Annotated in this window: 23 protein-coding genes and 1 riboswitch; of the genes, 22 read left to right on the top strand and 1 reads right to left on the bottom strand. The window is 63.2% G+C overall.

Features of this window, described 5'->3' with window-relative positions:
* The 11 genes from ACFOEV_RS05550 to cobJ form a co-directional block, all read left to right on the top strand.
* A partial coding sequence (locus ACFOEV_RS05550) for a sarcosine oxidase subunit gamma (protein WP_386772146.1) occupies positions 1–260 on the top strand: 260 nt, incomplete at its 5' end.
* Between the two features lie 403 nt (positions 261–663).
* Positions 664–877, top strand: a riboswitch (cobalamin riboswitch).
* Between the two features lie 33 nt (positions 878–910).
* Positions 911–1,102 (top strand): CbtB domain-containing protein, encoded by a 192-nt coding sequence (locus tag ACFOEV_RS05545; RefSeq protein WP_386772145.1) that lies wholly within the window; start codon positions 911–913, stop codon positions 1,100–1,102.
* 21 nt (positions 1,103–1,123) lie between these two features.
* On the top strand, positions 1,124–1,879 hold the full coding sequence (locus ACFOEV_RS05540; protein WP_386772144.1) for a CbtA family protein: 756 nt from the start codon (positions 1,124–1,126) through the stop codon (positions 1,877–1,879).
* Positions 1,860–3,605, top strand: coding sequence for an ATP-binding protein (locus ACFOEV_RS05535; RefSeq protein ID WP_386772143.1), 1,746 nt, complete (start codon positions 1,860–1,862; stop codon positions 3,603–3,605). The genes ACFOEV_RS05540 and ACFOEV_RS05535 overlap by 20 nt, the downstream gene beginning before the upstream one ends.
* Entirely contained in the window at positions 3,602–5,011 is a 1,410-nt protein-coding gene (locus ACFOEV_RS05530) for a cobyrinate a,c-diamide synthase (RefSeq protein WP_386772142.1), read from the top strand. Before ACFOEV_RS05535 ends, ACFOEV_RS05530 begins: the two co-directional genes overlap by 4 nt.
* Positions 5,002–6,114 (top strand): cobalamin biosynthesis protein CobW, encoded by a 1,113-nt coding sequence (gene cobW, locus ACFOEV_RS05525; protein ID WP_386772141.1) that lies wholly within the window; start codon positions 5,002–5,004, stop codon positions 6,112–6,114. Before ACFOEV_RS05530 ends, cobW begins: the two co-directional genes overlap by 10 nt.
* A complete protein-coding gene (gene cobN / locus ACFOEV_RS05520) occupies positions 6,114–9,926 on the top strand; it encodes a cobaltochelatase subunit CobN (RefSeq protein ID WP_386772140.1) in 3,813 nt (1,270 codons plus the stop codon). Before cobW ends, cobN begins: the two co-directional genes overlap by 1 nt.
* Complete coding sequence (locus ACFOEV_RS05515) at positions 9,923–11,170, top strand: cobalamin biosynthesis protein CobG (protein WP_386772139.1); 1,248 nt, start codon at positions 9,923–9,925, stop codon at positions 11,168–11,170. Before cobN ends, ACFOEV_RS05515 begins: the two co-directional genes overlap by 4 nt.
* Complete coding sequence (locus ACFOEV_RS05510) at positions 11,154–11,783, top strand: precorrin-8X methylmutase (protein ID WP_386772138.1); 630 nt, start codon at positions 11,154–11,156, stop codon at positions 11,781–11,783. The genes ACFOEV_RS05515 and ACFOEV_RS05510 overlap by 17 nt, the downstream gene beginning before the upstream one ends.
* Entirely contained in the window at positions 11,780–12,505 is a 726-nt protein-coding gene (locus ACFOEV_RS05505) for a precorrin-2 C(20)-methyltransferase (protein ID WP_386772137.1), read from the top strand. Before ACFOEV_RS05510 ends, ACFOEV_RS05505 begins: the two co-directional genes overlap by 4 nt.
* Positions 12,502–13,263 carry a precorrin-3B C(17)-methyltransferase gene (cobJ, locus tag ACFOEV_RS05500; RefSeq protein WP_386772136.1) on the top strand — a complete coding sequence of 254 codons (762 nt, stop codon included), beginning with the start codon at positions 12,502–12,504 and terminating at the stop codon, positions 13,261–13,263. The genes ACFOEV_RS05505 and cobJ overlap by 4 nt, the downstream gene beginning before the upstream one ends.
* Here cobJ and ACFOEV_RS05495 read toward each other — a convergent pair.
* A complete protein-coding gene (locus ACFOEV_RS05495) occupies positions 13,227–13,985 on the bottom strand; it encodes a cobalt-precorrin-6A reductase (protein WP_386772135.1) in 759 nt (252 codons plus the stop codon). The genes cobJ and ACFOEV_RS05495 overlap by 37 nt on opposite strands.
* A 175-nt stretch (positions 13,986–14,160) precedes the next feature.
* On the opposite strand from ACFOEV_RS05495, the gene cbiE reads away from it, so the two are divergent.
* The 11 genes from cbiE to ACFOEV_RS05440 all read left to right on the top strand — a co-directional run bounded on the left by cbiE (position 14,161) and on the right by ACFOEV_RS05440 (position 23,486).
* Positions 14,161–15,399 (top strand): precorrin-6y C5,15-methyltransferase (decarboxylating) subunit CbiE, encoded by a 1,239-nt coding sequence (gene cbiE, locus ACFOEV_RS05490; protein WP_386772255.1) that lies wholly within the window; start codon positions 14,161–14,163, stop codon positions 15,397–15,399.
* A gap of 17 nt (positions 15,400–15,416) precedes the next feature.
* Entirely contained in the window at positions 15,417–15,788 is a 372-nt protein-coding gene (locus ACFOEV_RS05485) for a cobalamin biosynthesis protein (RefSeq protein ID WP_386772254.1), read from the top strand.
* Positions 15,789–15,790: 2 nt separating this feature from the next.
* Positions 15,791–16,609, top strand: coding sequence for a precorrin-4 C(11)-methyltransferase (gene cobM / locus ACFOEV_RS05480; protein WP_386772134.1), 819 nt, complete (start codon positions 15,791–15,793; stop codon positions 16,607–16,609).
* The gene (gene cobF / locus ACFOEV_RS05475) at positions 16,606–17,406 is read left to right on the top strand and encodes a precorrin-6A synthase (deacetylating) (RefSeq protein WP_386772133.1); all 801 of its coding nucleotides are present in this window, start codon (positions 16,606–16,608) and stop codon (positions 17,404–17,406) included. Before cobM ends, cobF begins: the two co-directional genes overlap by 4 nt.
* A 674-nt stretch (positions 17,407–18,080) precedes the next feature.
* A complete protein-coding gene (locus tag ACFOEV_RS05470; RefSeq protein WP_386772132.1) occupies positions 18,081–18,413 on the top strand; it encodes a hypothetical protein in 333 nt (110 codons plus the stop codon).
* Positions 18,414–18,540: 127 nt separating this feature from the next.
* A complete protein-coding gene (locus ACFOEV_RS05465) occupies positions 18,541–18,948 on the top strand; it encodes a hypothetical protein (protein ID WP_386772131.1) in 408 nt (135 codons plus the stop codon).
* A 93-nt stretch (positions 18,949–19,041) separates the two neighbouring features.
* Entirely contained in the window at positions 19,042–19,725 is a 684-nt protein-coding gene (locus tag ACFOEV_RS05460) for a hypothetical protein (RefSeq protein ID WP_386772130.1), read from the top strand.
* 170 nt (positions 19,726–19,895) lie between these two features.
* Positions 19,896–20,174 (top strand): hypothetical protein, encoded by a 279-nt coding sequence (locus tag ACFOEV_RS05455; protein ID WP_386772129.1) that lies wholly within the window; start codon positions 19,896–19,898, stop codon positions 20,172–20,174.
* Positions 20,175–20,419: 245 nt separating this feature from the next.
* Complete coding sequence (locus ACFOEV_RS05450; protein WP_386772128.1) at positions 20,420–21,508, top strand: SIR2 family protein; 1,089 nt, start codon at positions 20,420–20,422, stop codon at positions 21,506–21,508.
* Positions 21,501–23,255 (top strand): ATP-binding protein, encoded by a 1,755-nt coding sequence (locus ACFOEV_RS05445; RefSeq protein WP_386772127.1) that lies wholly within the window; start codon positions 21,501–21,503, stop codon positions 23,253–23,255. Before ACFOEV_RS05450 ends, ACFOEV_RS05445 begins: the two co-directional genes overlap by 8 nt.
* A 9-nt stretch (positions 23,256–23,264) precedes the next feature.
* Entirely contained in the window at positions 23,265–23,486 is a 222-nt protein-coding gene (locus tag ACFOEV_RS05440; protein ID WP_386772126.1) for a KTSC domain-containing protein, read from the top strand.
* Positions 23,487–23,667: the final 181 nt, after the last annotated feature.

Raw genomic sequence — 23,667 nt, 5'->3', positions numbered from 1 at the left:
TCGGCGGCGGCCAGACCGTACTGGAGCTATCCGGCGAGAAGGCCCGCGAAGTGCTGATGAAGTCGGTGATCTATGACGTCCACCCCAGCCACTTCCCGGTCGGCAAGGGCGTGACCACGGTCTTCGCCAAGGCCACGGCCATCGTGCGCCGCCCCAGCGAGGACCGCTGGGAACTGGTGATCCGGCGCAGCTTCGCCGACTACTGCTATCGCTGGCTGCTGGATGCCGGCGAGGAATACGGCATCGGCGTCGCAAAATGAGTGTCAGGCCGGGGCATGCCCCGGCCTTTTGCCACACAGGAGGCGTCTATACGTCATTAGGGTGCATGCACACCCCCAGTGCGGCCACTCATCGCCACTCCCACCTATCAATCGCAGCTAAAGCAGCTCCAACAGGGCCGTGTTCCTGCTCTCTTGGGGTGAAAGGCACCATCACGGAAGGCAATGGTGGGCTTGAGGGATACACGCCCACAGATTGCGCCTTTCGCAGCAATTGCTTTAGGATGGCGCCATCAGCCTGCTTGACTTAACGCTGATCTGCTGCGAAACCCGGGCTTTCGGCCAATTTCATTCGATCCGATTTGTTAAATAGCGAGCTATTCGCCTCATCGGATCGATAAACTTGTCTCGAAATCCGTATTTCTCGCGACGATCGGTCAAGTCAGACAGGCTGCAAGAGACAGGTGCCCCTGCTTCAAGGGGATAATCGGGAAGTATGGTGCGGCTTTTCAGCCAATCCCATCGCTGCCCCCGCAACGGTAATACAAGAGCAGCCTGCGAAGACCACTGGCATATGCCGGGAAGGTGCAGGCGATGGCGTGATTCTGCTGAATGCGTCCTCTTTGAGCCCGGAGACCGGCCTGTCATTTCGTTCCATCCAATGACGGTGCGGTGGGCACCGAGGATCCAACATGTCTGCGACTCCCGTATCTTCCTCCCAACGGACTTTCCGTTCCGCTTCCAAAGTGTCATCTGCCTGCCAGCAGGGGGCTGTCGTGCTCTTCGGAGCGCTCATCCTCTATGCCGTCGGTTTCCTGCCGATGAACGCAGCGCATAACGCGGCGCACGATACCCGGCATGCCATCGTATTTCCCTGCCACTGAGGCAGTTTCGGAGGAAAGCCGATGTTCCGTTCGCTGGTGCTGTGCGCCTGCCTGATTGGCGTTGTCCTTGGACTGACGCTGACGGCTATGCAGGCCGTTGGTGTCACCCCGATTCTTCTCGCCGCTGAACAGTATGAAGTCAGCGACGACCCTCATGCCTCAGCTGAAGGCCATCACGCTCATGACCACGCTGGCCAGGCCGGCCATCATCATGACGAGGAGGCCTGGGCGCCGGCCGATGGCGCCGAGCGTCTGTTCTATACGGCCGTTTCCAACATTTTCGCTGGGATCGGCTTTACCGCCATTCTCCTGGTGATCATGAACCAGCTCCGCGAACGCGGCCGGCTGGCACTGACCGCAGGTCGTGGCCTGCTGGTGGGGGGCTTGTGCTATCTCGTGGTTTTCGTGGCGCCGTCCCTCGGCCTGCCGCCCGAAATCCCCGGGGCAGCGGCCGCCGCTCTCGAGTCGCGCCAGCTGTGGTGGCTCGCCACCGTTGCCATGGCCGCGGCCGGCCTGGGTCTGCTGATCCTGGCGCGAGGCTGGAAACGCGGGCTCGGGCTGCCGCTGTTATTGGTGCCCTATGCCTGGGTGCCTGCCCATGAAGGCCCGCTGTTCTCCAATCCGGATCCCCAGGCAGTGGTTGCGCTGAGCGAACTGCACCATGAGTTCATCTGGGCATCCGGTCTCACCAATCTGGCCTTCTGGCTGCTGGCCGGACTGCTGTGTGCCATCGCTCTAAAGCGTCTTACCGGTGGTCATGATGCAGTCCCCGGCTGAGTTCCCCTTTGCCGCCGTCGTCGGCCAGGATGCACTCAAGACCGCGTTGCTGCTCAACGTCATCAATCCCCGGGTGGGCGGCGTGCTGATCAGCGGTCCACGGGGTAGCGCAAAATCCACCCTGGCGCGGGCGCTGGCGGCGATCCTTCCCGATGACGCCGAGGGGGGGCGGCCGCCGTTCGTCACCCTGCCGCTGGGTGCCAGTGAGGATCGCTTGACCGGCAGCCTGGACCTTCAACGGGTGCTGTCCGAACGCGAGGCGACCTTCCACGAGGGCTTGTTGGCCAAGGCAGATCGCGGCGTGCTGTACGTCGACGAGGTCAACCTGCTGCCGGACACCCTGGTGGACCTGCTGCTCGATGTGGCGGCGAGCGGTATCAATATCATCGAGCGCGACGGCATCAGTCATACTCATCCCGCGCGCTTTAGCCTGATTGGCACCATGAATCCGGATGAGGGGGAACTGCGCCCCCAATTGCTCGACCGTTTCGGCCTGTGTCTCGAGCAGGAAGCGGTGGTGAGCGTCCGGGAACGGATTGCCATCGTGCGGGAGAGAGAGACTTTCGACCGCGATCCCGAATCCTATGTCGCGCGCCATGAGGCTACCCAGGCGTCGCTGACCCAGCGAATCCGGCGAGCGCAGCAGGCGCTGGCCGAGATCGCCACTGAGCCCTGGATCTACGAACATATCGCGGTGCGTTGCGAGGCCGCTGGTGTCGAAGGCCTGCGGGCGGATGTGACCTGGCATCGAGCCGCGCAGGCGCATGCCGCCTGGCGAGGCTCACACACGGTGAGCCAGGAGGACCTGGATACTGTCGAGCCGTGGGTCCTGGCCCATCGCCGTACGACTCAACATACGACACCCCCCACGCCGCCCGGAACGCCTCGTCCTCCCCCTGGGAAAGGGGACTCTGGCGTCGACAGGGAGGCTCCATCCGCCAGCGGCGACCACGCCGGTGCCTCGCAAGCGCAGGGGCAGTGGGGCGCCATGCCGCCGGTGGCACAGAAAAGCGTGAGCGTGCAGGAAGCGGATTTGCCGGAGTTTTCCGCTAGAACACGAGCGAAACACCCGGCCTCGGCGCCGTCCTCGCGCATGCGCAGGGGGCACCAACCGGGGCAGCGCCGGGCGCATGCCGAGGCGGACCGGCCGGACTGGTTCGGCACCCTGATTGCCAACCGGGGGCACTGGCCCTGGCAACAACTGCGCTATCGCAAGGCCCGCACCGGGCAGCCGGTATTGCATTTCATCCTGCTGGATACCTCCGCTTCCACCCTGGGCCAACGTCTGTTGGGCCGGGCCAAGGGCCTGGTCGACCATCTGGCGCGCCAGGCCTACGCCGCCCGGGAGCAGATCGTGGTCCTGGGCTTCGGCAATGACGGCATCACGTCGATCCTGCCACGGCGACGCGCGCCCAAGGACATGCTCAGCCGGCTCGATGCCGCGGATGGTGGCGGTGGAACACCGATCCGCGAAGCCGTCCTTCGAGCGGCGCGTCTGATTCGCCAATGGCGGCGACGGGAAGCCGGCCTGCATGTCCGGACCTACCTCATCACCGATGGTCGCACCCGGCAGTCCATGGCCGGTCTGCCGTCACTCGGTGACTGTGTCGTCGTGGATACCGAACAGTCCGCCGTCAAGCTGGGGCGGGGGGCCCTCATCGCCGAGCAACTGGGTGCGCTGTACCGGCCCCTGCCCAGCCTAGAGTGCAGCCTGGAGGCCACATGACCGCGCATGACTCTAGCCGAGACAGGGGGCGTGGCGATGCGGCGACCTGTCCCGCGGTCTTTATCGCTGCGCCGGCATCGGGGCAGGGCAAGACCACGGTGACAGCGGCATTGGCCCGGATACTGCGCAACCAGGGCAAGGTGGTACGGGTCTTCAAGACCGGTCCGGATTACCTGGATCCCCTGGTGCTGGCCCAGGCCTCGGGCCAGCCGGTCGATCAGCTCGACCTGTGGATGGCCGGCGAGGCCTATTGCCGCCAACGCCTGTACGAGGCCGCGCTCAATGCGGACCTCATCCTGGTGGAAGGCGCCATGGGCCTGTTCGATGGTGAACCGTCCAGCGCCGATCTCGCGGCCTTGTTCGACTTGCCGATGGTCATCGTCATGGATGTGAAAGGGATGGCCCAGACCGCGGCGGCGCTGGTGGCCGGCCTGGTGGGCTTCCGTGACGATATCCGCATCGCCGGGCTGATCGCCAACGCCTGCGGTTCGCCGCGCCACCGGGAACTGATCGACGCGGCGCTGCCGCCCGCCATTCCTCTGCTGGCGGCAGTGGAGCGCAATGCCAACCTGGCCCTGCCCGAACGGCACCTGGGGCTGGTCCAGGCCGAGGAGATCCGCGAGGACCTGGAAAGCCGCTTCGAGGCCGGTGCCAAGGCGCTGCTGGCCGAGGGGCTGGCGGAGGCACTCCTGCAATTGCCGCCGGTCACTTTCGCGGCGGCGCCGGGGGGAGCGATGGAGCCATTACCTTCGCTTCACGGCCGGACCATCCTTCACGGCCATACCATCGCCGTGGCGCGGGATGCGGCGTTCAGCTTCATCTATCAGGCCAACCTGGACCTGCTGGAGCGGATGGGGGCGACACTGCGTTGTTTCTCACCGTTGACGGATGAATGCCTGCCGCCCTGCGATGCCCTCTGGCTTCCCGGCGGCTATCCCGAGCTCCACGCCACGCCGTTGGCGGCGAATGAATCCATGCGGGAGGACATCCGCCGCTTCTTTGCCACGGACAAGCCCATCCTCGCCGAATGCGGCGGCATGCTCTATTGCCTGGAAACCCTGACGGACTACGACGACCGGACCCACACCATGCTGGGCCTGTTGCCCGGGCATGGCGCCATGCGCGGGCGTCGGGGGTGCCAGGGGATGCAGACCGCCGATCTGCCGGAGGGACCGATCCGGGGCCATGCCCATCACCGCTCGGTGGCGGAGGGCACCCCTGAGCCGATCGCCCACGGCCGGCGCCAGCGCCATCCCGCGCCGGGGGAGGCCATCTATCGCCAGCGACGGCTGACGGCGACCTACCTGCACCTGTTCTTCCCTGACAATCCCGCCGCCGTGGCCCGCCTGTTCGAGCAGGGCCCGGGGCAGACCATCGAGACTGAGGAATCCCACGGATGCGACTGAACAAGATCCCCGCCACGGTGGTGACCGGTTTCCTGGGCAGCGGCAAGACCACGCTGCTGGCCAGTATTCTGCGCCAGGTCACCGGCAAGCGCATCGCCGTCATCGTCAACGAATTCGGCGAACAGGATATCGATTCCAGTCTGCTGCGCGGCTGCGCCTTGGGGTGTGAAGACGACTCCGCCGTGGAAGCCGAGAGCGGCATCTACGAGCTGGCGAACGGCTGCATCTGCTGCACGGTGGAAGAGGAATTCCTGCCGGTGATGAAGAAGCTGGTGGCGCGCCGCGACGATATCGACCACATCCTGATCGAAACCAGCGGCCTGGCCCTGCCCAAGCCACTGGTCCAGGCGTTCAACTGGCCGGAGGTGCGCCAGCATTGCACCGTCGATGCCATCATCACCGTGGTCGACGGGCCGGCCGTCGCCGCTGGCCGTTATGCGAGCGATGTCGATAAGGTGGAGACCCAGCGCCGGGCCGACGAGAGCCTGGACCACGATCCCAGCCTGCGTGAATTGCTGGACGACCAACTGAGCGCGGCCGACCTGGTGCTGGTCAGCAAGACCGACCTGCTTGAGCCGGCCGACAAGGCGCGGGTGGAAGCACTGGTGGCCCAGCGGGTGCCGGAATCCGTGAAAACCCTGTTTATCGACCAGAGCTTTTTTATCAACCAGACTCGGGCCACGGATACGGCCCACCTGGAAGCCCTGATGGGCATCGGTGCGGCGAGCGAGGAAAGCATCGACCGCATCGAGAACCACCATGATCGCCATCATGCCGAGGGGGCGCATCACGACCACGCCCACGATCATTTCGATTCCTGCGTGATCCGGCTGGGGGAAGTCGATGGCGATGTCCTGGCGGACAGGCTCCAGCAACTGCTGAAAACCCACGAGATCTATCGGGCCAAGGGCTTCGCGGCCATTCCGGGCAAGCCCATGCGCCGGGTGATCCAGGCCGTGGGGGAGCGCCTGGACGGCTATTTCGACCGGCTCTGGGGGCAGGACGAGCCACGCCGCACCCAGCTTGTCATCATCGGCAAGGCGCTGAAGGGCCATCACCTGCACGCGGCCCTGGCGAGCGCCGAGATCGCGACGACCCCCTGATGCACCTTTTCGCCGCCAAGCCCGGGGGCTTCGTCGATGATGAGGGCATCGTCGACCTGCAGCAGAGCCCTGCCGAGATCGTCATCCTGTCAGCCGCCGACAGCAGCTTGTCGGCCCTGGCACAGGCGGTCGATCGGCTGGTCTCGACGATCGGCGACGATTGCCCCACGGTACGGCTCGCGAACTGGATGAACCTGGTCAAGCCCGCCGCCTACGATCTCTACGAGGATCGTGTGCTGGAAGAGGCGCGTCTGGTGATCGTCTCGCTGATGGGCGGCAGCGCCTACTGGCGCTACGGCCACGAACGTCTGCTGGCCTGGGCCGCTGCCGGCCAGGGGCGCCAGCTGATCCTGGTACCGGGTTGCGATGCACCGGACGACGCCTTGCTGGACGAGTCCAACGTGCCTTTCGAGTCGGCCCACCGAGTGTGGCGCTACCTGAGAGAGGGCGGTGTGGACAATGCCGAGCAGTTGCTGCGCTTTGTCGCCGCCGAGTGTCGGGGATCGGTGCTGGACTGGCAGGAACCCAAGGCGATCCCCGCGGCGCTGCTCTACTCGCCTCTCTCCACCACTTCCTCCATCCCCCAGGTCCCCGAGCGCCCGGTATGTCTGCTGTTGTTCTACCGCAGTCACCTGCAAGGCGCCAATACCGCCGTGCTGGACGGCCTGATCGAGGCGCTGCGGGAGCAGGGGCTCGAGCCGCTGGCGGTGGCCGTGGCGTCGCTGAAGGAGGAAGCCTGCCTCGCCTTCGTCAATCATCTGATCGAGCAGACGGGCGCCATGCTGGTGGTCAACACCACCGGTTTTTCCGTCAACCGCAACCCGGACGACATGGACGCCCTCGACGTCCCCGACAGCCTCTTCGTCGGGCGGCCGGTGGTCCTGCAAGCAATCTTGGCGAGCAGCACCGAGGAAGACTGGCAAGCCAAGGCGGCCGGCCTGCATAGCCGCGACGTGGCCATGCAGGTGGTGCTGCCGGAGATGGATGGCCGCGTCATCACGCGGGCGGTGGGCTTCAAGACGGAGGCCCACTACAGCGAGCGCTGCCAGCTATCGGTGACCCGCCACGCCCTGCATCCCGAGCGCGCCGCTTTCGTCGCCAAACTGGCGCGGCGCTTCTGTCGTTTACGTCAGACGCCCAATGCCGCCAAGCGCGTGGCGCTGGTGCTGGCCAATTATCCCAATCGCGATGGCCGCATCGGCAACGGCGTCGGCCTGGATACGCCGGCCTCGACGGTTCGCATCCTGCGGGCGCTGGCCGCGGCGGGCTATCCGCTGAGCGACGTGCCGGACGACGGCGATGCCCTGATCCGGCTGTTGCAGGGCGCCGTCACCAACGATAGGCGTGCCCTGGACCAACGCGGCTGCTGGCAGAGCATCGGGCTCGACGACTACCTGGCGTGGTTCCAGACGCTGCCGGAAGCACTTCAAGAAGCGGTATGCAGGCGCTGGGGAGCGCCGTCGGACGATCCCAAGTGCCGCCAGGGCCGGCTGATGATCGCCGGGGTTCGCCTGGGGGAGACCTTCGTCGGGATTCAACCGGAGCGGGACTTCAGTGACGACCCGACGCAGACCTATCACGATACCGAACTGGTGCCGCCCCACAGCTACCTGGCGTTCTATCTGTGGCTGCGCGATCACTACCGGGTGGACGCGGTGGTTCACGTCGGCAAGCACGGCAATCTGGAATGGCTGCCGGGCAAGAGCACGGCACTGAGCGCCGAGTGCTGGCCGGATATCGCCCTGGGGTCGGTGCCGCATTTCTATCCGTTCATCGTCAACGACCCGGGCGAAGGCGCCCAGGCCAAGCGCCGCAGCCAGGCCGTGATCATCGATCACCTGATGCCACCGCTGGCCCGTGCCGAGCTCTACGGTGCCATGGCGGAACTGGAAGCCCTGACCGACGAGTATTACCAGGCCCTGGGCATGGACCCGCGGCGTGAGGCGTTGTTACGCGAGCGGATTCTGGAGCATCTGCGCCGCACCGGTATCGACCAGGAGCTGGCGCAGACGATGGATGGCACGGATGACGAGCGCCTGCTCAACGAGCTGGACACCTATCTGTGCGATATCAAGGAAGCCCAGATCCGCCATGGCTTGCACGTGCTGGGCACCTTGCCGCCGCCGGACAAGCTGGCGGGGACCCTGGTCGCCATCCTCAGGCTGCCACGCGGAGAGGGGCCGGCCCATCGCGGCCTGTTGCATAACCTGGCGGACGACCTGGGATTGCGGGAAGAGGGCGGGCAGTTCGATCCCCTGACAGCCGGGGCCGAACCCTGGACCGGCCCGAGGCCGCGGGCCCTGAGCGAGCTGGATGATGCCGTCTGGCGCAGCGCCGCCGATACCCGTGAGCGTCTGGAACGGCTCGCCCATCGGCTGGTGACCGACTACGTGCTGGAGCCGGAATGTCTGGCCGGGTTGGCGCGTGACTATCCGGCTACCGCGGAGCTGTGTCGCTATGCCCGCGAACGGCTCTGGGCCGCCATGCAGCGTGGTGCTGAGATGGAGATCCAGTCGCTGCTGGACGGGCTCGGGGGCTATTTCGTGCCGCCCGGGCCGAGCGGCGCTCCCAGCCGTGGCCGGCTGGACACCCTGCCTACCGGGCGCAACTTCTTCAGCGTCGACAATCGCTCGATTCCGTCACCCGCCGCCTGGTCCCTGGGCGAGAAATCGGCACAGGCGTTCGTCGAGCGTTACCTGCAGGACAACGGTGACTACCCGCGCCGGCTGGGGCTGTCGATCTGGGGCACCGCGACCATGCGCACCGGCGGCGATGACATCGCCCAGGCCTTCGCCCTGATGGGGGTGCGGCCGGTGTGGTCGCTCGGCTCGCAGCGGGTGATCGATGTCGAGGTGATTCCCGCCATGCTGCTGCAACGGCCGCGGGTGGATGTCACCCTGCGAGTGTCCGGATTCTTTCGCGATGCCTTTCCCAATGTCATCCGCCTGTTCGATGCCGCGGTGCAGGCGGTCGCCGAGTACGAAGAGCCCGGCAACGGCAACACCATTCGCGCGGCGGTGCGGGAGCGCCGGCAGGAACTCGAACGCCAGGGGCTATCGCCCGACGCGGCCGCCCGAGAGGCCGGCTACCGGGTCTTCGGCAGCAAGCCCGGCGAGTACGGCACCGGCCTGAACCGACTCATCGACAACCGCTCCTGGGACGCCGCGGACGACCTGGCGGAAGCCTATCTCGGGGCCGGGGCCTACGCCTACGGCCAATTCCCGGAATCCGGGATCGCCGCGCGCAGGGCCTTCGAACGACAGCTCGAGGGCCTGGAGGCGGTGATGCAGAACCAGGACAACCGCGAACACGATATCCTCGATTCGAACAGCTACTACGAGTTCCAGGGCGGCATGGCCAACGCCAGCCGTTCCCTCGCCGGGCAGGCGCCGACCATCTACCACGCCGATCACGCCAACCCGGCGCATCCGCGGATTCGCACCCTCAAGGAGGAACTGGTCCGCGTGATCCGTTCCCGGGTGCTCAATCCCAAATGGATCGAGGCCATGCGCGAGCACGGCTACAAGGGCGCCTTCGAGATGGCCGCCACAGTGGACTACCTGTTTGCCTATGACGCCACCACCGATCTGGTGGCCGACTATCAGTATGCCCAGGTCAGCGAAGCGCTGGTACTGGATCGCCGCAACCAGCAGTTCCTGCGCGAGCATAACCCGGCGGCGCTGGAGGAGATGGCCGAGCGGCTGCTGGAAGCCGCCCAGCGCGGGATGTGGCAGGACCCTGGTGAACAGGGGGCGGCCTTGCAGGATCTGCTGCTGCAGATCGACGAGGCCAAGGAGACCGGGCTCCCATGATAAATAAGATGGATAAGCCAGCCGAGCCTCGCATCAAGGGCTGGTGTCCCGGGGCCTGGCGGCCCATGCCGACCGGCGATGGCCTGCTGGTTCGCGTGCGTCCCCGCCTGGGGCGACTCACGCGGGGCCAGATGCTGGCGCTATGTGACGCGGCCGAGACCTTCGGTAGCGGCCTGATCGAACTCACCAGTCGCGCCAATCTGCAGTTGCGCGGCGTGTCCGAGGCCACCTGGCCTGGGCTGATGGCCTTCCTCGTCGAGCAGGGGCTGGTCGACCCGGACCCGCAGGCCGAGCGCCGGCCCCAACTGCTGCTGGCACCGGACTGGCAAGAAGGCGACGCCACCCATGAGGCGGCCCGTTTGCTGCTGGCCCGCCTCGCCGAGATGCCGGAACTGCCGGTCAAGATGGGCATTGCCATCGATGCCGGTGATGCGCCGGTGTTGGGCGAGGTATCCGCCGACTTCCGCATCGAGCGCTCGGCATCGGGCGCCTTGCAGCCGCGGGCTTCGGGTGACCTACAGCCGCGATCTTCGGGCGGCCTAATAGTCCGGGCCGATGGACGTGCTCTGGGCACCCCCGTGGACTCGGTCGCGGCTGCCGTCGAGCACCTGGTGCGGCTGGCGCACTGGTTCGTCGAGAGTGGCGGACGAGAAGCCGGGCGGATGCGCCGGCATCAGGCGCCGCTGCCGGCATGGGCTCCAGAATCGATACCGCCTGCCAAGGCTGGCGCCAGGCTGGCACTGGGGCGACACCAGAAGGGAGCCGTATTCGGCCTCCCATTCGGACGGGCACCGGCATCGGTGTTGCGTGCTGCGGTCGCGCCCGCTTCGCTTGCCCCTGAATCGAGTGGCGCCGTACGGGTGATGCCATGGCGGCGCCTGCTGATTGAAGGCGCCGCAGCGGCACCGGTCGCCGGCCTGCTGGACGATAACCGGGATCCGCGTTTGTCCATGGATGTTTGCCCGGGCGCCCCCCACTGCCAGCAGGCGAGTGTGGAGACGCTGGGCTTAGCCCTGGAGTTAGCCGAACGACTGAGTGGCCGGGTCGAGGGCCCGGTGCATGTGTCCGGCTGCGCCAAGGGCTGCGCCCGCCGACAGCCGGCTGACGTATGCCTGACAGGGCGATCCGGACGCTTCGATCTGATCGTCGGCGGTCGTGCCGATGGGACGCCGGTCGCCACCGGCCTTACTGAATCCGATGTTATCGAACACCTGGAGAAGAAGCGTGATGCCTCACGTCTATGAAACAGACGGACCGGCCATCTACCGAGAGTCCTTTTCCATCATCCGGCGCGAGGCCGAGCTGGAGCGCTTCTCGGAGGAGGAAGAGCCGGTGGCCGTGCGCATGATCCATGCCGCCGGTTTGGTGGAACTTGCGTCACACATTCATTTCCGCGGCGACGCGGTGAACCGGGCGCGGCAGGCGCTGGAGCAGGGTGCGCCGATCCTGTGTGACGCGCGCATGGTATCCGAGGGCATTACTCGCAAGCGCCTGCCGGCGGACAACGCCATACTCTGCACCCTGCACGATGAGCGGGTTCCCGGCCTGGCCCGCGACATGGCCAACACCCGCTCGGCGGCGGCCGTGGAACTCTGGCGACCTTACTTGGACGGTGCGGTGGTGGCGATCGGCAATGCGCCGACCGCCCTGTTCCACCTGTTGAACATGCTGGACGCGCCGGATTGCCCGCGCCCGGCGGCCATCATCGGCTGTCCGGTGGGGTTCGTGGGCGCGGCCGAGTCGAAGGAAGCCCTGTGGGCGAGCGCCTCAGTACCCTGCTGCATCGTGCGCGGGCGACTCGGCGGCAGTGCGGTGACGGTGGCCGCCATCAATGCCATGGCGGATCGCAGCGAATGAAGCAGGGAACCATTTACGGGGTCGGCCTTGGGCCCGGCAGCCAGGATCTGATGAGCGTCAGGGCGGATCGACTGATCCGTCAGGCGTCGCATGTCGCCTATTTTCGCAAGAAGGGCCGGACCGGCCATGCCCGCAGCATCGTCGAAGGCCTGGTGGCGTTTGATGCCATCGAACTGCCGATGGAATACCCGGTCACCACCGAGATTCCATTCGACGATCCCCGCTACAACGAGCTGCTGGCGGCCTTCTATGAGAGAAGCGTCGCCCAACTGACCGAGATCGCCGACGCGGGAGGCGATGTGGTGGTGCTGTGCGAAGGCGACCCGTTTTTCTACGGCTCCTTCATGCACCTCTATACGCGCTTGCAGGGGCGGGTGCCGGTATCGGTCGTGCCCGGCATCACCGGCATGTCCGCCGCCTGGACCGCCACCGGGCAGCCGGTGACCTGGGGCGACGACATCATGACCGTGCTGATGGGCACGCTGCCGGAGGAGACGCTGGCTGAGCACATGGCGCAGACCGACGCCCTGGTGGTGATGAAGATCGGCCGCAACCTGGACAAGATCAGACGGGCGCTGACCCGGGCCGGTCGAGTGGAAGAGGCCTGGCTGATCGAATACGCCGCCATGCCCCAGGAACGGATACTGCCGTTCAGCGACGCCGGCGATAGCGCCCCTTATTTCTCCATCCTGGTGGTGCATGGCAACGGGAGACGGCCATGACTGGCTGGTTGAAAGTGGTTGGGCTGGGCCCGGGTGCCGAGGCGATGGTCACCCCGGAAGTGTCCGCCGCGCTGGCCGAGGCCACCGATGTGGTGGGCTATGTGCCCTATGTCGAGCGGGTGCCGCCGCGACCGGGACTGACGCGCCACGGCTCGGACAACCGCGAGGAAATCCGGCGCGCGGAACAGGCGCTGCGCATGGCCGCCAACGGTCGCCGGGTGGTGGTCGTTTCGTCGGGTGACCCTGGCGTGTTCGCCATGGCCGCGGCCATCTTCGAGGCGCTGGAGGCGGGAGAGCCGGCGTGGCACGCGCTGGATATCCAGGTATTGCCAGGCATTTCCGCCATGCTGGCCGCCAGTGCGCGCCTGGGGGCGCCACTGGGACATGATTTCTGCTGTATCAACCTGTCCGATAACCTCAAACCCTGGGCCCTGATCGAGAAGCGCCTGCGGCTGGCCGCGGAGGCCGACTTCGCCATGGCCTTCTACAACCCCCGCTCCCGGGCGCGGCCGGAGGGGTTCGCACGCGCCTTGCAGGTGCTGCGGGAGGCCTGCGGGCCACAGCGCCCGATCATGTTCGCGCGGGCCGTCTCCACGCCGGAGGAAACCGTTCGGGTCACGACCCTTGGCGAGGCGCAACCGGAAATGGCCGACATGCGCACCCTGGTGATGGTGGGATCCAGTCAGACGCGGCGGATCGAGCGCGATGACGTGCCGTGGGTCTATACGCCGAGGTCGACGTCAGGGTCGGAGTTATGACCGAGCCAGGTAAGAATCGCGTCGCTGGAGTGGACCTCCCGACGCGGCGGAAGAGCCGGCCGCTCGATCATCACCACCGGCAGGCCCAGTTGACGGGCGGCGGTGAGTTTGGACACCGCGCCGTCGCCGCCGGAATTCTTGCACACCAGGCGCTCGACGCCATGTTCCCGGAGCAGGGCCAGGTCGCCGTCCAGCGTGAAGGGACCACGGTCGATGGTCACACGGTGATGGGGCAGGGGCGGTGGGGCCTCGGGCCGGTCGACCAGCCTCAGCAGGTAGTGGTGCTGGGGCTGGGCCGCGAAGGCGGCGAGGTGCAGGCGCCCGATCGCCAGCAGCACCCGCTGCGGCGGACCGGCCAGGGCGTTCACCGCCGCGTCGATACCGGCGACCCGTTCCCAGCGGTCGCCGGCTATCGGCTCCCATGTGGGCCGGGTCAGGGCGATGACGCGGATGCCGTTTCGCTGTGCCGCCGCCAGGGCGTTGCGGCTCATGCGTTCGGCAAAGGGATGGGTGGCGTCGACCAGATGGGTGATGCGGTTGTCCGCCAGGAAGGTGGCCAGGCCCTCGACCCCGCCAAAACCACCGGCGCGGGTGGGCAGCGGCTGCGGTTTGGGAGCGCTTACTCGACCGGCATAACTGAACAGGGCAGGGATCGATCGTTCGGCCAGGGCGCTGGCCAGGGCACTGGCTTCAGAGGTGCCCCCCAGGATCAGGACTTTCATTGGGGCTTCTTGAGCTCCTTTCCCATTCCAGCTGTTGGCAAGATGAGCGCCGGGGACGAGGCGCAGCGAGGGTCTTTTGCCATGGATGGCAAAAGTAGCGCCCATGGAGGGGTTTACAGCGCCCTCGCGGAGGCTTGGCGCCGGAACAGCTCATCTCCTTTACTGGGCTCAGATGATGGCTGACGTGAACGACGTTCCCTGGCTGACGATTCTAGGCTGGGGGGAGAGTGGCACAGAGGGACTCACAGCGGCAAGCCGCGACGCGCTGGAAGACGCCGAGGTGGTGTTTGGCGCACGTCGCCATCTGCGCCTGTTGCCGTCGCTGGCTGCCGAGGTACGCGAATGGCCGGTACCGTTCGCCGACGGACTCCCCCAACTGTTGGCCGAGCGCGGGCGAAGGGTTGTGATGCTGGTTTCCGGCGACCCGTTCTGGTTCGGGGCGGGTAGCACCCTGACGCGTCATCTGCGCGCTGGAGAGTGGCAGGCCCTGCCATCGCCATCCACCTTCAGCCTGGCGGCGTCGCGGCTGGGCTGGTCGCTGGACGGCTGCCCGTGCCTGGGCCTGCATGCCAAGCCCCTGACGCGCATCCGGCCCCACCTGTATCGCGGCAGGCGCCTGCTGGTGCTGTTGAGGGACGGCGACGCGGTGGCCGAGCTGGCCGACCTGCTGGCGCGCTTCGGCTTCGGGGAGTCCAAGCTGCATATTCTGGAATCGCTGGGCGGTGACGACGAGCGCATTCGCGCCGTGCGGGCGGATGCCACCTTGCCGGACGATATCGCCCACCCGGTCGCGGTGGGGCTGGAGGTGGCCGGTGACGGGCCGGCCCTGCCGCTGACGCCTGGCCTGCCAGACGAATGGTTCGAACACGATGGCCAGATCACCAAGCAGGCCGTTCGCGCCATGACGCTGGCCGCGTTGGCCCCCGTAGCGGGGGAGCGATTGTGGGATATCGGCACGGGGTCGGGCTCGATTGCCATCGAGTGGCTGCTGGCACACCCGGACAACCAGGCCGTGGCCTTCGAATGCAACGGTGAGCGCGCAGCACGGGCGCGACACAATGCTCGAACACTGGGTGTCGACTGGCTCGAGGTGGTGGAGGGACGTGCCCTCAAAGTTCTGGGTGAACAGGCGCTGGGTGATCAGGCGCTGGGCGATCATGCGCTGCCCGACGCGGTATTCATCGGCGGCGGACTGTCGGAAACGTTGCTGGAGGCGCTGTGGCGGCGTCTGCCGGCTGGCGTGCGTATCGTGGCCAATGCCGTGACCCTGGAGTCCGAGGCCTTGCTGGCTCACTGGCAGCAGCAGGCCGGCGGAGAGCTGCTGCGTCTCGAGCTGGCCGCCGCCGCTCCCATCGGCTCGCGGCGGGGCTGGAAAGCCAGCTACCCCATCGTGCAATGGCGGGTGATCCGATGAGGGTAGTGGATGATTCGATAACCGTGGCGGGCTTCGGCTTTCGCCGAGAAGCGCTGCTGGCATCGCTGATAGATGCGCTGGAGCGGATCGAGAAACACCACGGTGCCGTCGACCGGCTGGCCGCGACACACACGATGTGCCCGCTGGTTCAGGCACTGGGCAAAGCGCGGGGTATCGCGGTGATCGCCGTGGCCGACGCCGCCCTGTCCACGGCCACCACCATCACTCGTTCCAGGCACAGCTTGCAGGCCCGGGGAACGGGTAGCGTCGCTGAGGCCGTTGCCCTGTTGGCGGCGGGGCCCGGCGCGGAACTGCTCGGTCCCCGGCTGATTTCGGCTGACCGGTTGGCGACTGCGGCGGTGGCAAGAGCCCCTCTGAGAGGAGACTGAGCATGACGATACATTTCATCGGCGCCGGCCCCGGCGCGCCGGACCTTCTGACGCTGCGGGGGCGGGATCTCATCGCCTCCTGCCCCCTGTGCCTCTACGCGGGGTCGCTGGTGCCCGAACAGGTACTCGAGCATTGCCCGGAAGGCGCCCGCATCATCAACACCGCGCCCCTGTCCCTGGAGGAGATCATCGACGAGATGCGTCGCGCCCATGCCGCCGGCCTGGACGTGTCTCGACTGCATTCCGGGGACCTGTCGGTGTGGTCCGCCATGGGCGAACAGTTACGCCGGCTGCGCGAGCTGGACATTCCCTATGTCATTACCCCGGGCGTGCCGTCTTTCGCTGCCGCCGCCGCCACTCTGGGGCAGGAGCTGACGCTGCCAGGAGTGGCGCAATCCGTCGTGCTGACCCGCACACCGGGGCGTGCCAGCGCCATGCCGGATGGCGAAACCCTGGCCAACTTCGCGAAAACCGGCGCCACCCTGGCGATTCACCTTTCCATCCATAACCTGGCCCAGGTGGTGGAAGACCTGGTGCCGTTCTACGGCGCCGATTGCCCGGTCGCCATCATCTGGCGGGCCAGTTGGCCCGATGAACGGGTGGTCCGAGGGCGCTTGTCGACGGTGGCATCCCTGATCGACGACACCATGCAACGCACGGCGCTGATCCTGGTGGGCCCGGTGCTGGAAAGTGAGGATTTCCAGGAAAGCTGCCTGTATTCAATCGGCTACGATCGTCGCTTTCGGCCCCAGTCGGCGGACTCGCCCTTTGCCGGCACCACGCCCGGCGCCTCTCCTGAAGACATGGGAGGCGAGGCATGATCCGGCTCTCGCTGATCGGCATCGGCACGGGCAATCCCGATCATGTCACTTTGGCGGCCGTGCGGGCGCTCAATGAGGCGGACCTCATCCTGCTGCCACGCAAGGGGGAAGCCAAGTCGGACCTGGTCGACCTGCGCCGGCTGCTGTGCCGGAACCTCCTGGACGATCCGTCACGGACCCGGGTCGTGGAGTTCGATCTGCCCCAACGCGATGCCCGCTCCGATTACCTGGGTGCGGTGGACGAATGGCATGAGGCGATCGCGCGTGTCTGGGCCGGGCTCATGGAGTCCCATCTACCGCAGGGCGGACGGGTCGGCATGCTGATCTGGGGTGACCCCTCGCTATACGACAGCAGCCTGCGCATCGCCAGGCGTCTTGGGGCGTGTATGAAAAGCACCGCCGGGCGGGCGGTCGAGGTGGATCGGAAGGTAGAGCTGCAGGTGGAAATAGTACCGGGCATCACCAGCCTGCAGGTCCTCACCGCCGAGCACCGCATCCCCCTCAACGCGCTCGCAGAACCGATCCAGATCACCACTGGGCGACGTTTGCGTGAACGCGGCTGGCCCAACGATGCCCCCAGCGTCGCGGTCATGCTCGACAGCGGAGGGGCCTTCGAGGCGCTGCCTCCGGAAGGTCTCTACATCTGGTGGGGGGCCTATCTGGGCATGGACAAGCAATGCCTGCTCCACGGCTGGTTGGCTGACGTGGCCCCGACGATCATCGAGCACCGTGCCGCCCTGCGCGAGCAGCATGGCTGGATCATGGACGTCTACTTGTTGGCCCGGAAGCCGCTGTGAAAGGCTCGCTCCGCATTAAACCCCTACGACTTTTTCCTCAAGTTTCGACTACGCAGGCCGAAGGAATATTTAGTAGGCTGGATGTAAAAGAGTGTTTCCCAACGGATTCCAATGTTATCCCGATGGAGGCACGCTGGTGGTCTGCGGCCGCCAGGAAGGGGCCCTGAGTGGTAACCCCTGGGCGGTAGCGTGCCTGATCGGAAATTTCGACCAAATGAACCGGGTGTAAGAGGTTAGAGCACATGACTGACCGGTGAATTCCGTCCTGAAGCTGGGTGGGGCCGTAGTAGCGACGATAGCTCGTGAATGGCAAGAATCGACCCCATTGAACAAAGGCAAGATAAATGTAGGAGCGGATTTATTCTCGATTGGAAATCCGGAATTGACTCAAATATGTCGTTAAAAATGAGTAAAGGAGAGCTGTTTTAGCCAAGGCTAAAGGGAAAGAAACGACCCAAAGCGGCCTTGTCGGCAATGGTTGGGGCCACGTCGATCCGTGTTATGCAGCTGTCACAATGATCGGTGTTATACTGCCAAGCTATACTTGATTTTTAGGAATTTCGATAAGTTAAATAGGGGTTGGCTTGCGGTATAATATTGTTGAACGCGCGTGCGCTTTCAAGTGAAATATCAAGCATGTTATATAATACAACTTTTATGCATAGGGAGCAAAAATGGAATCGTTTCATGCCATCCACGACTTCATGGACGCACACGAAATAGAATCTGACCAAGTTGGTAACTTAAATTTCAGGGCATTTGTTGAATACAGTAGCCCGAGCAAAAATGTATCAGAAATAACAAATGTCAAAATCATACGCAACGGGTACCAAGATGGCCAGATAATCGTGGAGGAGTCGGGCGATTTAGTCGCAGAGAATTATCACCTGGTTTTCACCACGCAATATCAAAAATATCGATTTTTACAGGAAGGCGAAAAGTTATCTGTGGTTGGAGATTCCCAAAAAATGGGCGGTGGATACAGCGTCGCTATATCCCCGGTGTAATTGCATAACCAGTGGTAGCACGGTGACCGCTTTTCCGCCGCGCAGCGGCTCCAAACTGGCACGTGTGCCAAGCGTTGGGAATCGCAGTATATCCCGCGCGCAGGATCATAGTTACCTCGGAGGTATCATGCTTGAACTCATACTCATTGCTGGTGGCGTTGCTGCCGCCTACTTCTCATACACAGCTGGCATCAAGGAAGGCGAAAAAAGTACCCTTGAAACTATCCACGACACAATTCATGCCGGAATGGTATCTGACACCCCGTTTGCAAAAGCATACGGCCGTGCGGGCTTCTACTTGACTGATGTGCATCATGCTTTACCGAATCTTCCCTTGGCAGTCATCTCATCATCGAATCTACTTGATCTAATCGCCAGAGAGCGACTTGGCGATGATGCAGAAGAGGCTAGTATAGCTCTTCTGAAAGAGCAGCTTGCGGATTCTTACTTCTTGGCGAAAGGGATGACCCCGCAAGCACTTAAGGATATAAAAGACATTGATGCACAACTTCGACAGCCATCCAACGATATTTAGTCTTTCATTAATGCAGAATAGGGAGCTCTAGCCTACCTATAGTCTTCCGCTTCGATACAGACTACGGCCGGTTCGGCTTGAACATAGGACCTCATGAAGAAAAAGCTGTCTATAGACGAGATTCTCAATCAGACTTTTTTCGGTCTGGATACGCTGACAATGCTTGATGACGTTGAGCATTTCATCAAATTCGCTGAGAGCAATATTGCGTGGCAAAAGCACAGCCAGTATTGCCGCACTGAACGCGAATGCGATAAGGAGGAGTTTGATGATCCAAGCATGGAGGCCCAGTACCGAGACCAAATGCTTGAAGATGTAGTTTACAGGTTCGATGTTGGGTTGACACAAAGGGTTCGCTACGCCGGCCTCGCTGCACTCATTACCACTATTGAATGGTGCTTACTTTCCCTCAAGAAGCGAGCAACATTCCCGTTTCCAAAGAAACGGGATTCCACCAATGAAACTATCCATGTGCTTTCAGTTTTCAACGAGAAAGCGACTCTCGGCCTGGAAGCCAAAATCGAGCATCTGGAGGCCGTTATCCAAGTTCGCAATTGCCTAGTCCATGCCGCGGGTCTCTTGGAGTCATTTCGCTACGAGCAGCAGCTGCGTGCACGTCTTCTAACTTTGTCAGGCATCAATGCGTCTAATACCAATTTTCTAGGAGAAATCATTGAAATCAAGCCGGGATTTCTGGAGGGGGTAGTGGAGGACGTTCGCACATGGCTGCCGAGCATAGAGCAAACAGCCTCACAGCAAGGGTTGCTCAGAAAATGAGGCCCAACAATTGCATCCAGCCGAAGTTTTTGCCTCCGCTTCATTGCGGCAAAGCCGCGGCTAATGCGGAGCGTTATATCAGTCCTATCTGAAAGACTGCTTCTGGCCGAATTCTGTCCTTCCTCTGACTGCTGGCGCGTGTCGATACCCTACAGATTGGGTATACATTCATGAACGAACATGTCGAGAAAGCCCCCGTGCCTCTGGAAATGATGCGTCGCTATCTGAAGCGTGCCCTTTGTGCTGGTCTCGTCGGCCTGGAAGGGGGCGCGCAATATCCCAGGCATGGGCTGTCAATGGCAATGGAATTATCTGCTTTCCTTCATCAGTGTTCTTTCGTCGGAATTGGTGCAGATTCGTGCGAGGTTTCGTTCTCTTTCGTGGTGGGGATCGTCGGTCGGGCCGCGTCCCCATTTTCCCTCACATCTCATCTTTTTGGCTTACGTTGACTTGGGTACTGGTGCAAATCTACCCAGACATCTAGGCTGAGGGTATGTATTCGTTTGTAAGCCAGGGCGGCCGTTGGTCTGGACAGAAGCTGGAGACTGTGGGCGCTGTAGAGGCCCTGCTCTGCGTCTGGAGTTGGTTTGCAAAATCTACAGTGGAGACCGCTTCAACGATGACCACACACAGCCCGCAAAGGTTTGCTACAGGCCTTGCTGCAAAATTGGCAACCCGCTCTAGGCATGTATGCATGTTCCTGGGGGCCGGTGCGGCGAAAGCATGTGGTCTGCCGGATGTCGCTGAATTAGAGTCCCGCGTGCGGTCAACGCTAGGCGAGGCGGATCGTGCTGCATTCGACCGTCAGATGGACGGGCGCAATATCGAACAGGTGCTGAGCCGCCTTCGACGCATCGCCGGGCTGGTCACAGGAGAGGACAAGGTAGACGGTCTTACCGCAGATCAGGCGGCGGCTCTTGACACCACTGTATGTCAGTCAATTGTTAGAGCTCTTGATATCACAGATGCCAACCTGACACCTGTGGGTAACCTAGCAGCTTGGATTGCACGCGCGGATTACCGCCTCCCCCTTGAAATCTTTACAGTCAACTATGACCTCCTCTTGGAAACGGCACTGGAGCGCTTTGGTGTGCCATATTTCGATGGCTTTGTGGGGAATTTGAACGCGTGTTTTCGTACCGAGCTCGTCGAATCGCTACCTGGGGCTGATGGCGCTTTTGTACCGTCGCTGTTCGTTCGCCTTTGGAAGCTCCACGGTTCGGTGAACTGGATGAGGGCAAATGGAGGCCATCAAGTTGTGCGCATTGGTCAGCCCGTACCGGAAGGTCTGCCGGCAGCGATATACCCCTCTGATGCCAAGTACGAGGAATCGCGGCGTATGCCCTTCATCGTATTGCAGGACCGCCTCAGACGCGCCCTGCACACCCCAGAAACCCTAGTGATCATTGCCGGGTACTCCTTCGGCGACGACCACCTCAACGAGATGATCTTCGACGCTGCAACCAGGCGCGAACGTTCGGAATTCGTCGTGTTCTGTTACTCCGATTTGCCTCCAGAGCTTTGCGAGCGTGCTTGTCGGACTCCGAACGTGCAGTTGATTGGGAGAGCCGAAGCTGTCCTAGGTGGGGTACGGGCCGGTTGGAAGGTTCCAATGGACTCGACTCCCGACCTTTGGGTGGGCGGGGAAGACGGGAAACTCGCGTTGCCAGACTTCACTCATCTGGCTTCGTACTTGGCGCGTAGCAGCGGGAGAGGAGATTACCTTCGAGAGGATTCCTCGATAAACGCCGACAGCGCAGTGAATGGGGCCCAAGATGTCTGAACGCGATGCTACCTGCATTGGCCGAGTTCGCCATATTCTAGGGGCAACAGTAACTGTTGCACTGGACGCCGAATTAGCTGGAGTGGCGCCGATCTATCGAGGACGTCTCCTGCCGGTTGGACAAATCGGTTCGCTGGTACGCATTCCACAAGGGTTGGTGGACCTAGTAGCTACGGTCAGTCTCGTCGGGATCGCTGAGTTGACGAGCCCGCTCGCCCCCGCCGAAACCATTCAACGCGACGAGCGGTGGCTCCAGGTGCAACTGCTTGGCGAGATCGATCGCGGCACAGGCCGCTTTCAGCGTGGCGTTGGCTCCTACCCTGGGCTGGATGATCCTGTCCACTTTGCAACTGCGGACCAACTCAGGTCTGTCTTTCCTCCCCCAGACGAGGGACATGTTCGCCTCGGACGCCTCGCAGCTGCGGAGGACATCCCCGTTGCGGTGGACGCTTCCCGCTTTGTCGTCCGACATGCCGCGGTCGTAGGATCAACTGGATCAGGAAAAACAAGCGCTGTTTCTTCTTTGTTGCAGAACTTCGTGAAGGGTGGGTGGAACGCTGGCAACATCCTTATGGTGGACCCGCATGGGGAATATGCGACGGCACTTAGCGGTAGTGCATCTATCCGGAGTGTACTGGGGGAACGGGACGACAGTCGACTCCGTGTGCCCTACTGGGCATTGCCCGCGATGGACATCTTGCGAATCTTCGCTGGAGGAACAGGAGGTGCCTCGTTCAGTAATCGCTTTGCAGAACTCGTCACCGAGGCAAAGCGCGCGTTCGTACGCTCGGCCACATGGTTGACGATCAATCCTACCGCTGTCACCGCGGACACCCCGGTACCCTTTGATATCAGGCCGATCTGGCATTTGATTGATAGAGAAAATCGTGAGACTAGAAATATCGTTGCCAATGCCGCAACCGCCTGCGAAACGGACACTGGAGACGCGGCCTCGCTGAGATCTGCCCAGTTCGAGCCTTACAACGCTGGTGGTCAGGCGCCACACAAGGGGCCCATGTACGGTGTTTATGGAACGGCCCCCGACCTTCTGCGTCTTGGTCTAATGGACCCACAATTGCGTTTTTTTCAAGAGCCGACTGCTGACCCGAGCGGGGCAGATCCTCTCGTTCAGGTCATGCGCGAATGGCTAGGTAGCGACAAACCCGTTTCAGTCCTTGACTTCAGTGGTGTCCCGGCGGGTGCAGCCGACGCAGCCATTGGTGTCGTACTCAACTTGGTTTTCGAGATTGCTCTCCGTTGTGAACATGGGGGCCCCGGCATTGGCCGGCCCAATCCCGTACTTATTGTTCTCGAGGAAGCACACCGCTATCTCGGAGAAGGTGCGAGCGCGCTTACGCGTAATTCAGCGAACCGCATCGCTCGAGAAGGACGCAAGTATGGAATCGGACTCCTGCTGGTGACGCAGCGGCCCACTGAGCTTCCCAAGACCGCACTTTCGCAGTGCGGCACCATCGTAGCGCTCAGGTTGTCGAACTCTGAAGATCAAGGCGCCATCAAGACTGCTCTCCCAGACGCAGTTGCCGGATTGGCTGCCGTTCTTCCTTCGCTGCGGACACATGAGGCAATAATCAGTGGTGAGGCATTGGTGCTGCCGGCACGTGTGATCATCGACGACCCCGAACCATGGCCACAAGCCGAGGATCCGTCCCTGAAGGCTTGGCGAAGCGAACCACAGGTGCCTGATGTGGAGCCCGCACTCGCCGCGTGGCGTGGAACCTATCAGTGAGGTGTATTTATGATTGAATGGATCCCCGTAAGCGGGTCGACGCGAATTGTGGCCGAAGCTTACGACTCCCAGGCTGAGCGAATTTACGTGCGATTCCCGAATGGCGTCGAATGGTGGTACGCAGCTTGTCCCCCCACCGTGTGGGAGGAGTTCACGGCGCCTGGGCAATCCCGTGGGCAGTACATTCATAGGTTATTGAATCACAAGCCGAATGGGCGGCATGCAAGTTAACAACGGCATGAAGTGGACGGAGGACATTCCGCCGGTGTGCTCTGCATTCCATCAGTGCTAGCAGAAAGTCCGCTTCTGGCCGAGGCTGTGTGAAAACGTAGCTCCCACTATACTCAACCCGTGACAGCTCGTGGAGGTGCCGATGAAGCGCTTCGTTTCAGGTGAGTCCCGGTCTCAGGCC

Origin of the sequence: Litchfieldella rifensis, from assembly GCF_042646605.1 — a bacterium.
GTDB lineage: Bacteria > Pseudomonadota > Gammaproteobacteria > Pseudomonadales > Halomonadaceae > Litchfieldella > Litchfieldella rifensis.
Note: the sequence above shows the minus strand (reverse complement) of the source record. Positions and strands in the feature narration are given on the sequence as shown.

Bases quoted from the DNA above. Each gene is read 5' to 3' on its own strand.
- cobJ (WP_386772136.1), top strand. From the start codon at position 12,502: ATGACTGGCTGGTTGAAAGTGGTTGGGCTGGGCCCGGGTGCCGAGGCG.
- ACFOEV_RS05445 (WP_386772127.1), top strand. From the start codon at position 21,501: ATGTCTGAACGCGATGCTACCTGCATTGGCCGAGTTCGCCATATTCTA.
- ACFOEV_RS05530 (WP_386772142.1), top strand. From the start codon at position 3,602: ATGACCGCGCATGACTCTAGCCGAGACAGGGGGCGTGGCGATGCGGCG.
- ACFOEV_RS05465 (WP_386772131.1), top strand. From the start codon at position 18,541: ATGCTTGAACTCATACTCATTGCTGGTGGCGTTGCTGCCGCCTACTTC.
- ACFOEV_RS05440 (WP_386772126.1), top strand. From the start codon at position 23,265: ATGATTGAATGGATCCCCGTAAGCGGGTCGACGCGAATTGTGGCCGAA.
- ACFOEV_RS05455 (WP_386772129.1), top strand. From the start codon at position 19,896: ATGAACGAACATGTCGAGAAAGCCCCCGTGCCTCTGGAAATGATGCGT.
- ACFOEV_RS05535 (WP_386772143.1), top strand. From the start codon at position 1,860: ATGATGCAGTCCCCGGCTGAGTTCCCCTTTGCCGCCGTCGTCGGCCAG.
- ACFOEV_RS05470 (WP_386772132.1), top strand. From the start codon at position 18,081: ATGGAATCGTTTCATGCCATCCACGACTTCATGGACGCACACGAAATA.
- cobN (WP_386772140.1), top strand. From the start codon at position 6,114: ATGCACCTTTTCGCCGCCAAGCCCGGGGGCTTCGTCGATGATGAGGGC.
- ACFOEV_RS05495 (WP_386772135.1), bottom strand. From the start codon at position 13,985: ATGAAAGTCCTGATCCTGGGGGGCACCTCTGAAGCCAGTGCCCTGGCC.
- cbiE (WP_386772255.1), top strand. From the start codon at position 14,161: ATGGCTGACGTGAACGACGTTCCCTGGCTGACGATTCTAGGCTGGGGG.
- ACFOEV_RS05540 (WP_386772144.1), top strand. From the start codon at position 1,124: ATGTTCCGTTCGCTGGTGCTGTGCGCCTGCCTGATTGGCGTTGTCCTT.
- ACFOEV_RS05450 (WP_386772128.1), top strand. From the start codon at position 20,420: ATGTTCCTGGGGGCCGGTGCGGCGAAAGCATGTGGTCTGCCGGATGTC.
- cobW (WP_386772141.1), top strand. From the start codon at position 5,002: ATGCGACTGAACAAGATCCCCGCCACGGTGGTGACCGGTTTCCTGGGC.
- ACFOEV_RS05505 (WP_386772137.1), top strand. From the start codon at position 11,780: ATGAAGCAGGGAACCATTTACGGGGTCGGCCTTGGGCCCGGCAGCCAG.
- ACFOEV_RS05510 (WP_386772138.1), top strand. From the start codon at position 11,154: ATGCCTCACGTCTATGAAACAGACGGACCGGCCATCTACCGAGAGTCC.
- cobM (WP_386772134.1), top strand. From the start codon at position 15,791: ATGACGATACATTTCATCGGCGCCGGCCCCGGCGCGCCGGACCTTCTG.
- cobF (WP_386772133.1), top strand. From the start codon at position 16,606: ATGATCCGGCTCTCGCTGATCGGCATCGGCACGGGCAATCCCGATCAT.
- ACFOEV_RS05515 (WP_386772139.1), top strand. From the start codon at position 9,923: ATGATAAATAAGATGGATAAGCCAGCCGAGCCTCGCATCAAGGGCTGG.
- ACFOEV_RS05545 (WP_386772145.1), top strand. From the start codon at position 911: ATGTCTGCGACTCCCGTATCTTCCTCCCAACGGACTTTCCGTTCCGCT.
- ACFOEV_RS05460 (WP_386772130.1), top strand. From the start codon at position 19,042: ATGAAGAAAAAGCTGTCTATAGACGAGATTCTCAATCAGACTTTTTTC.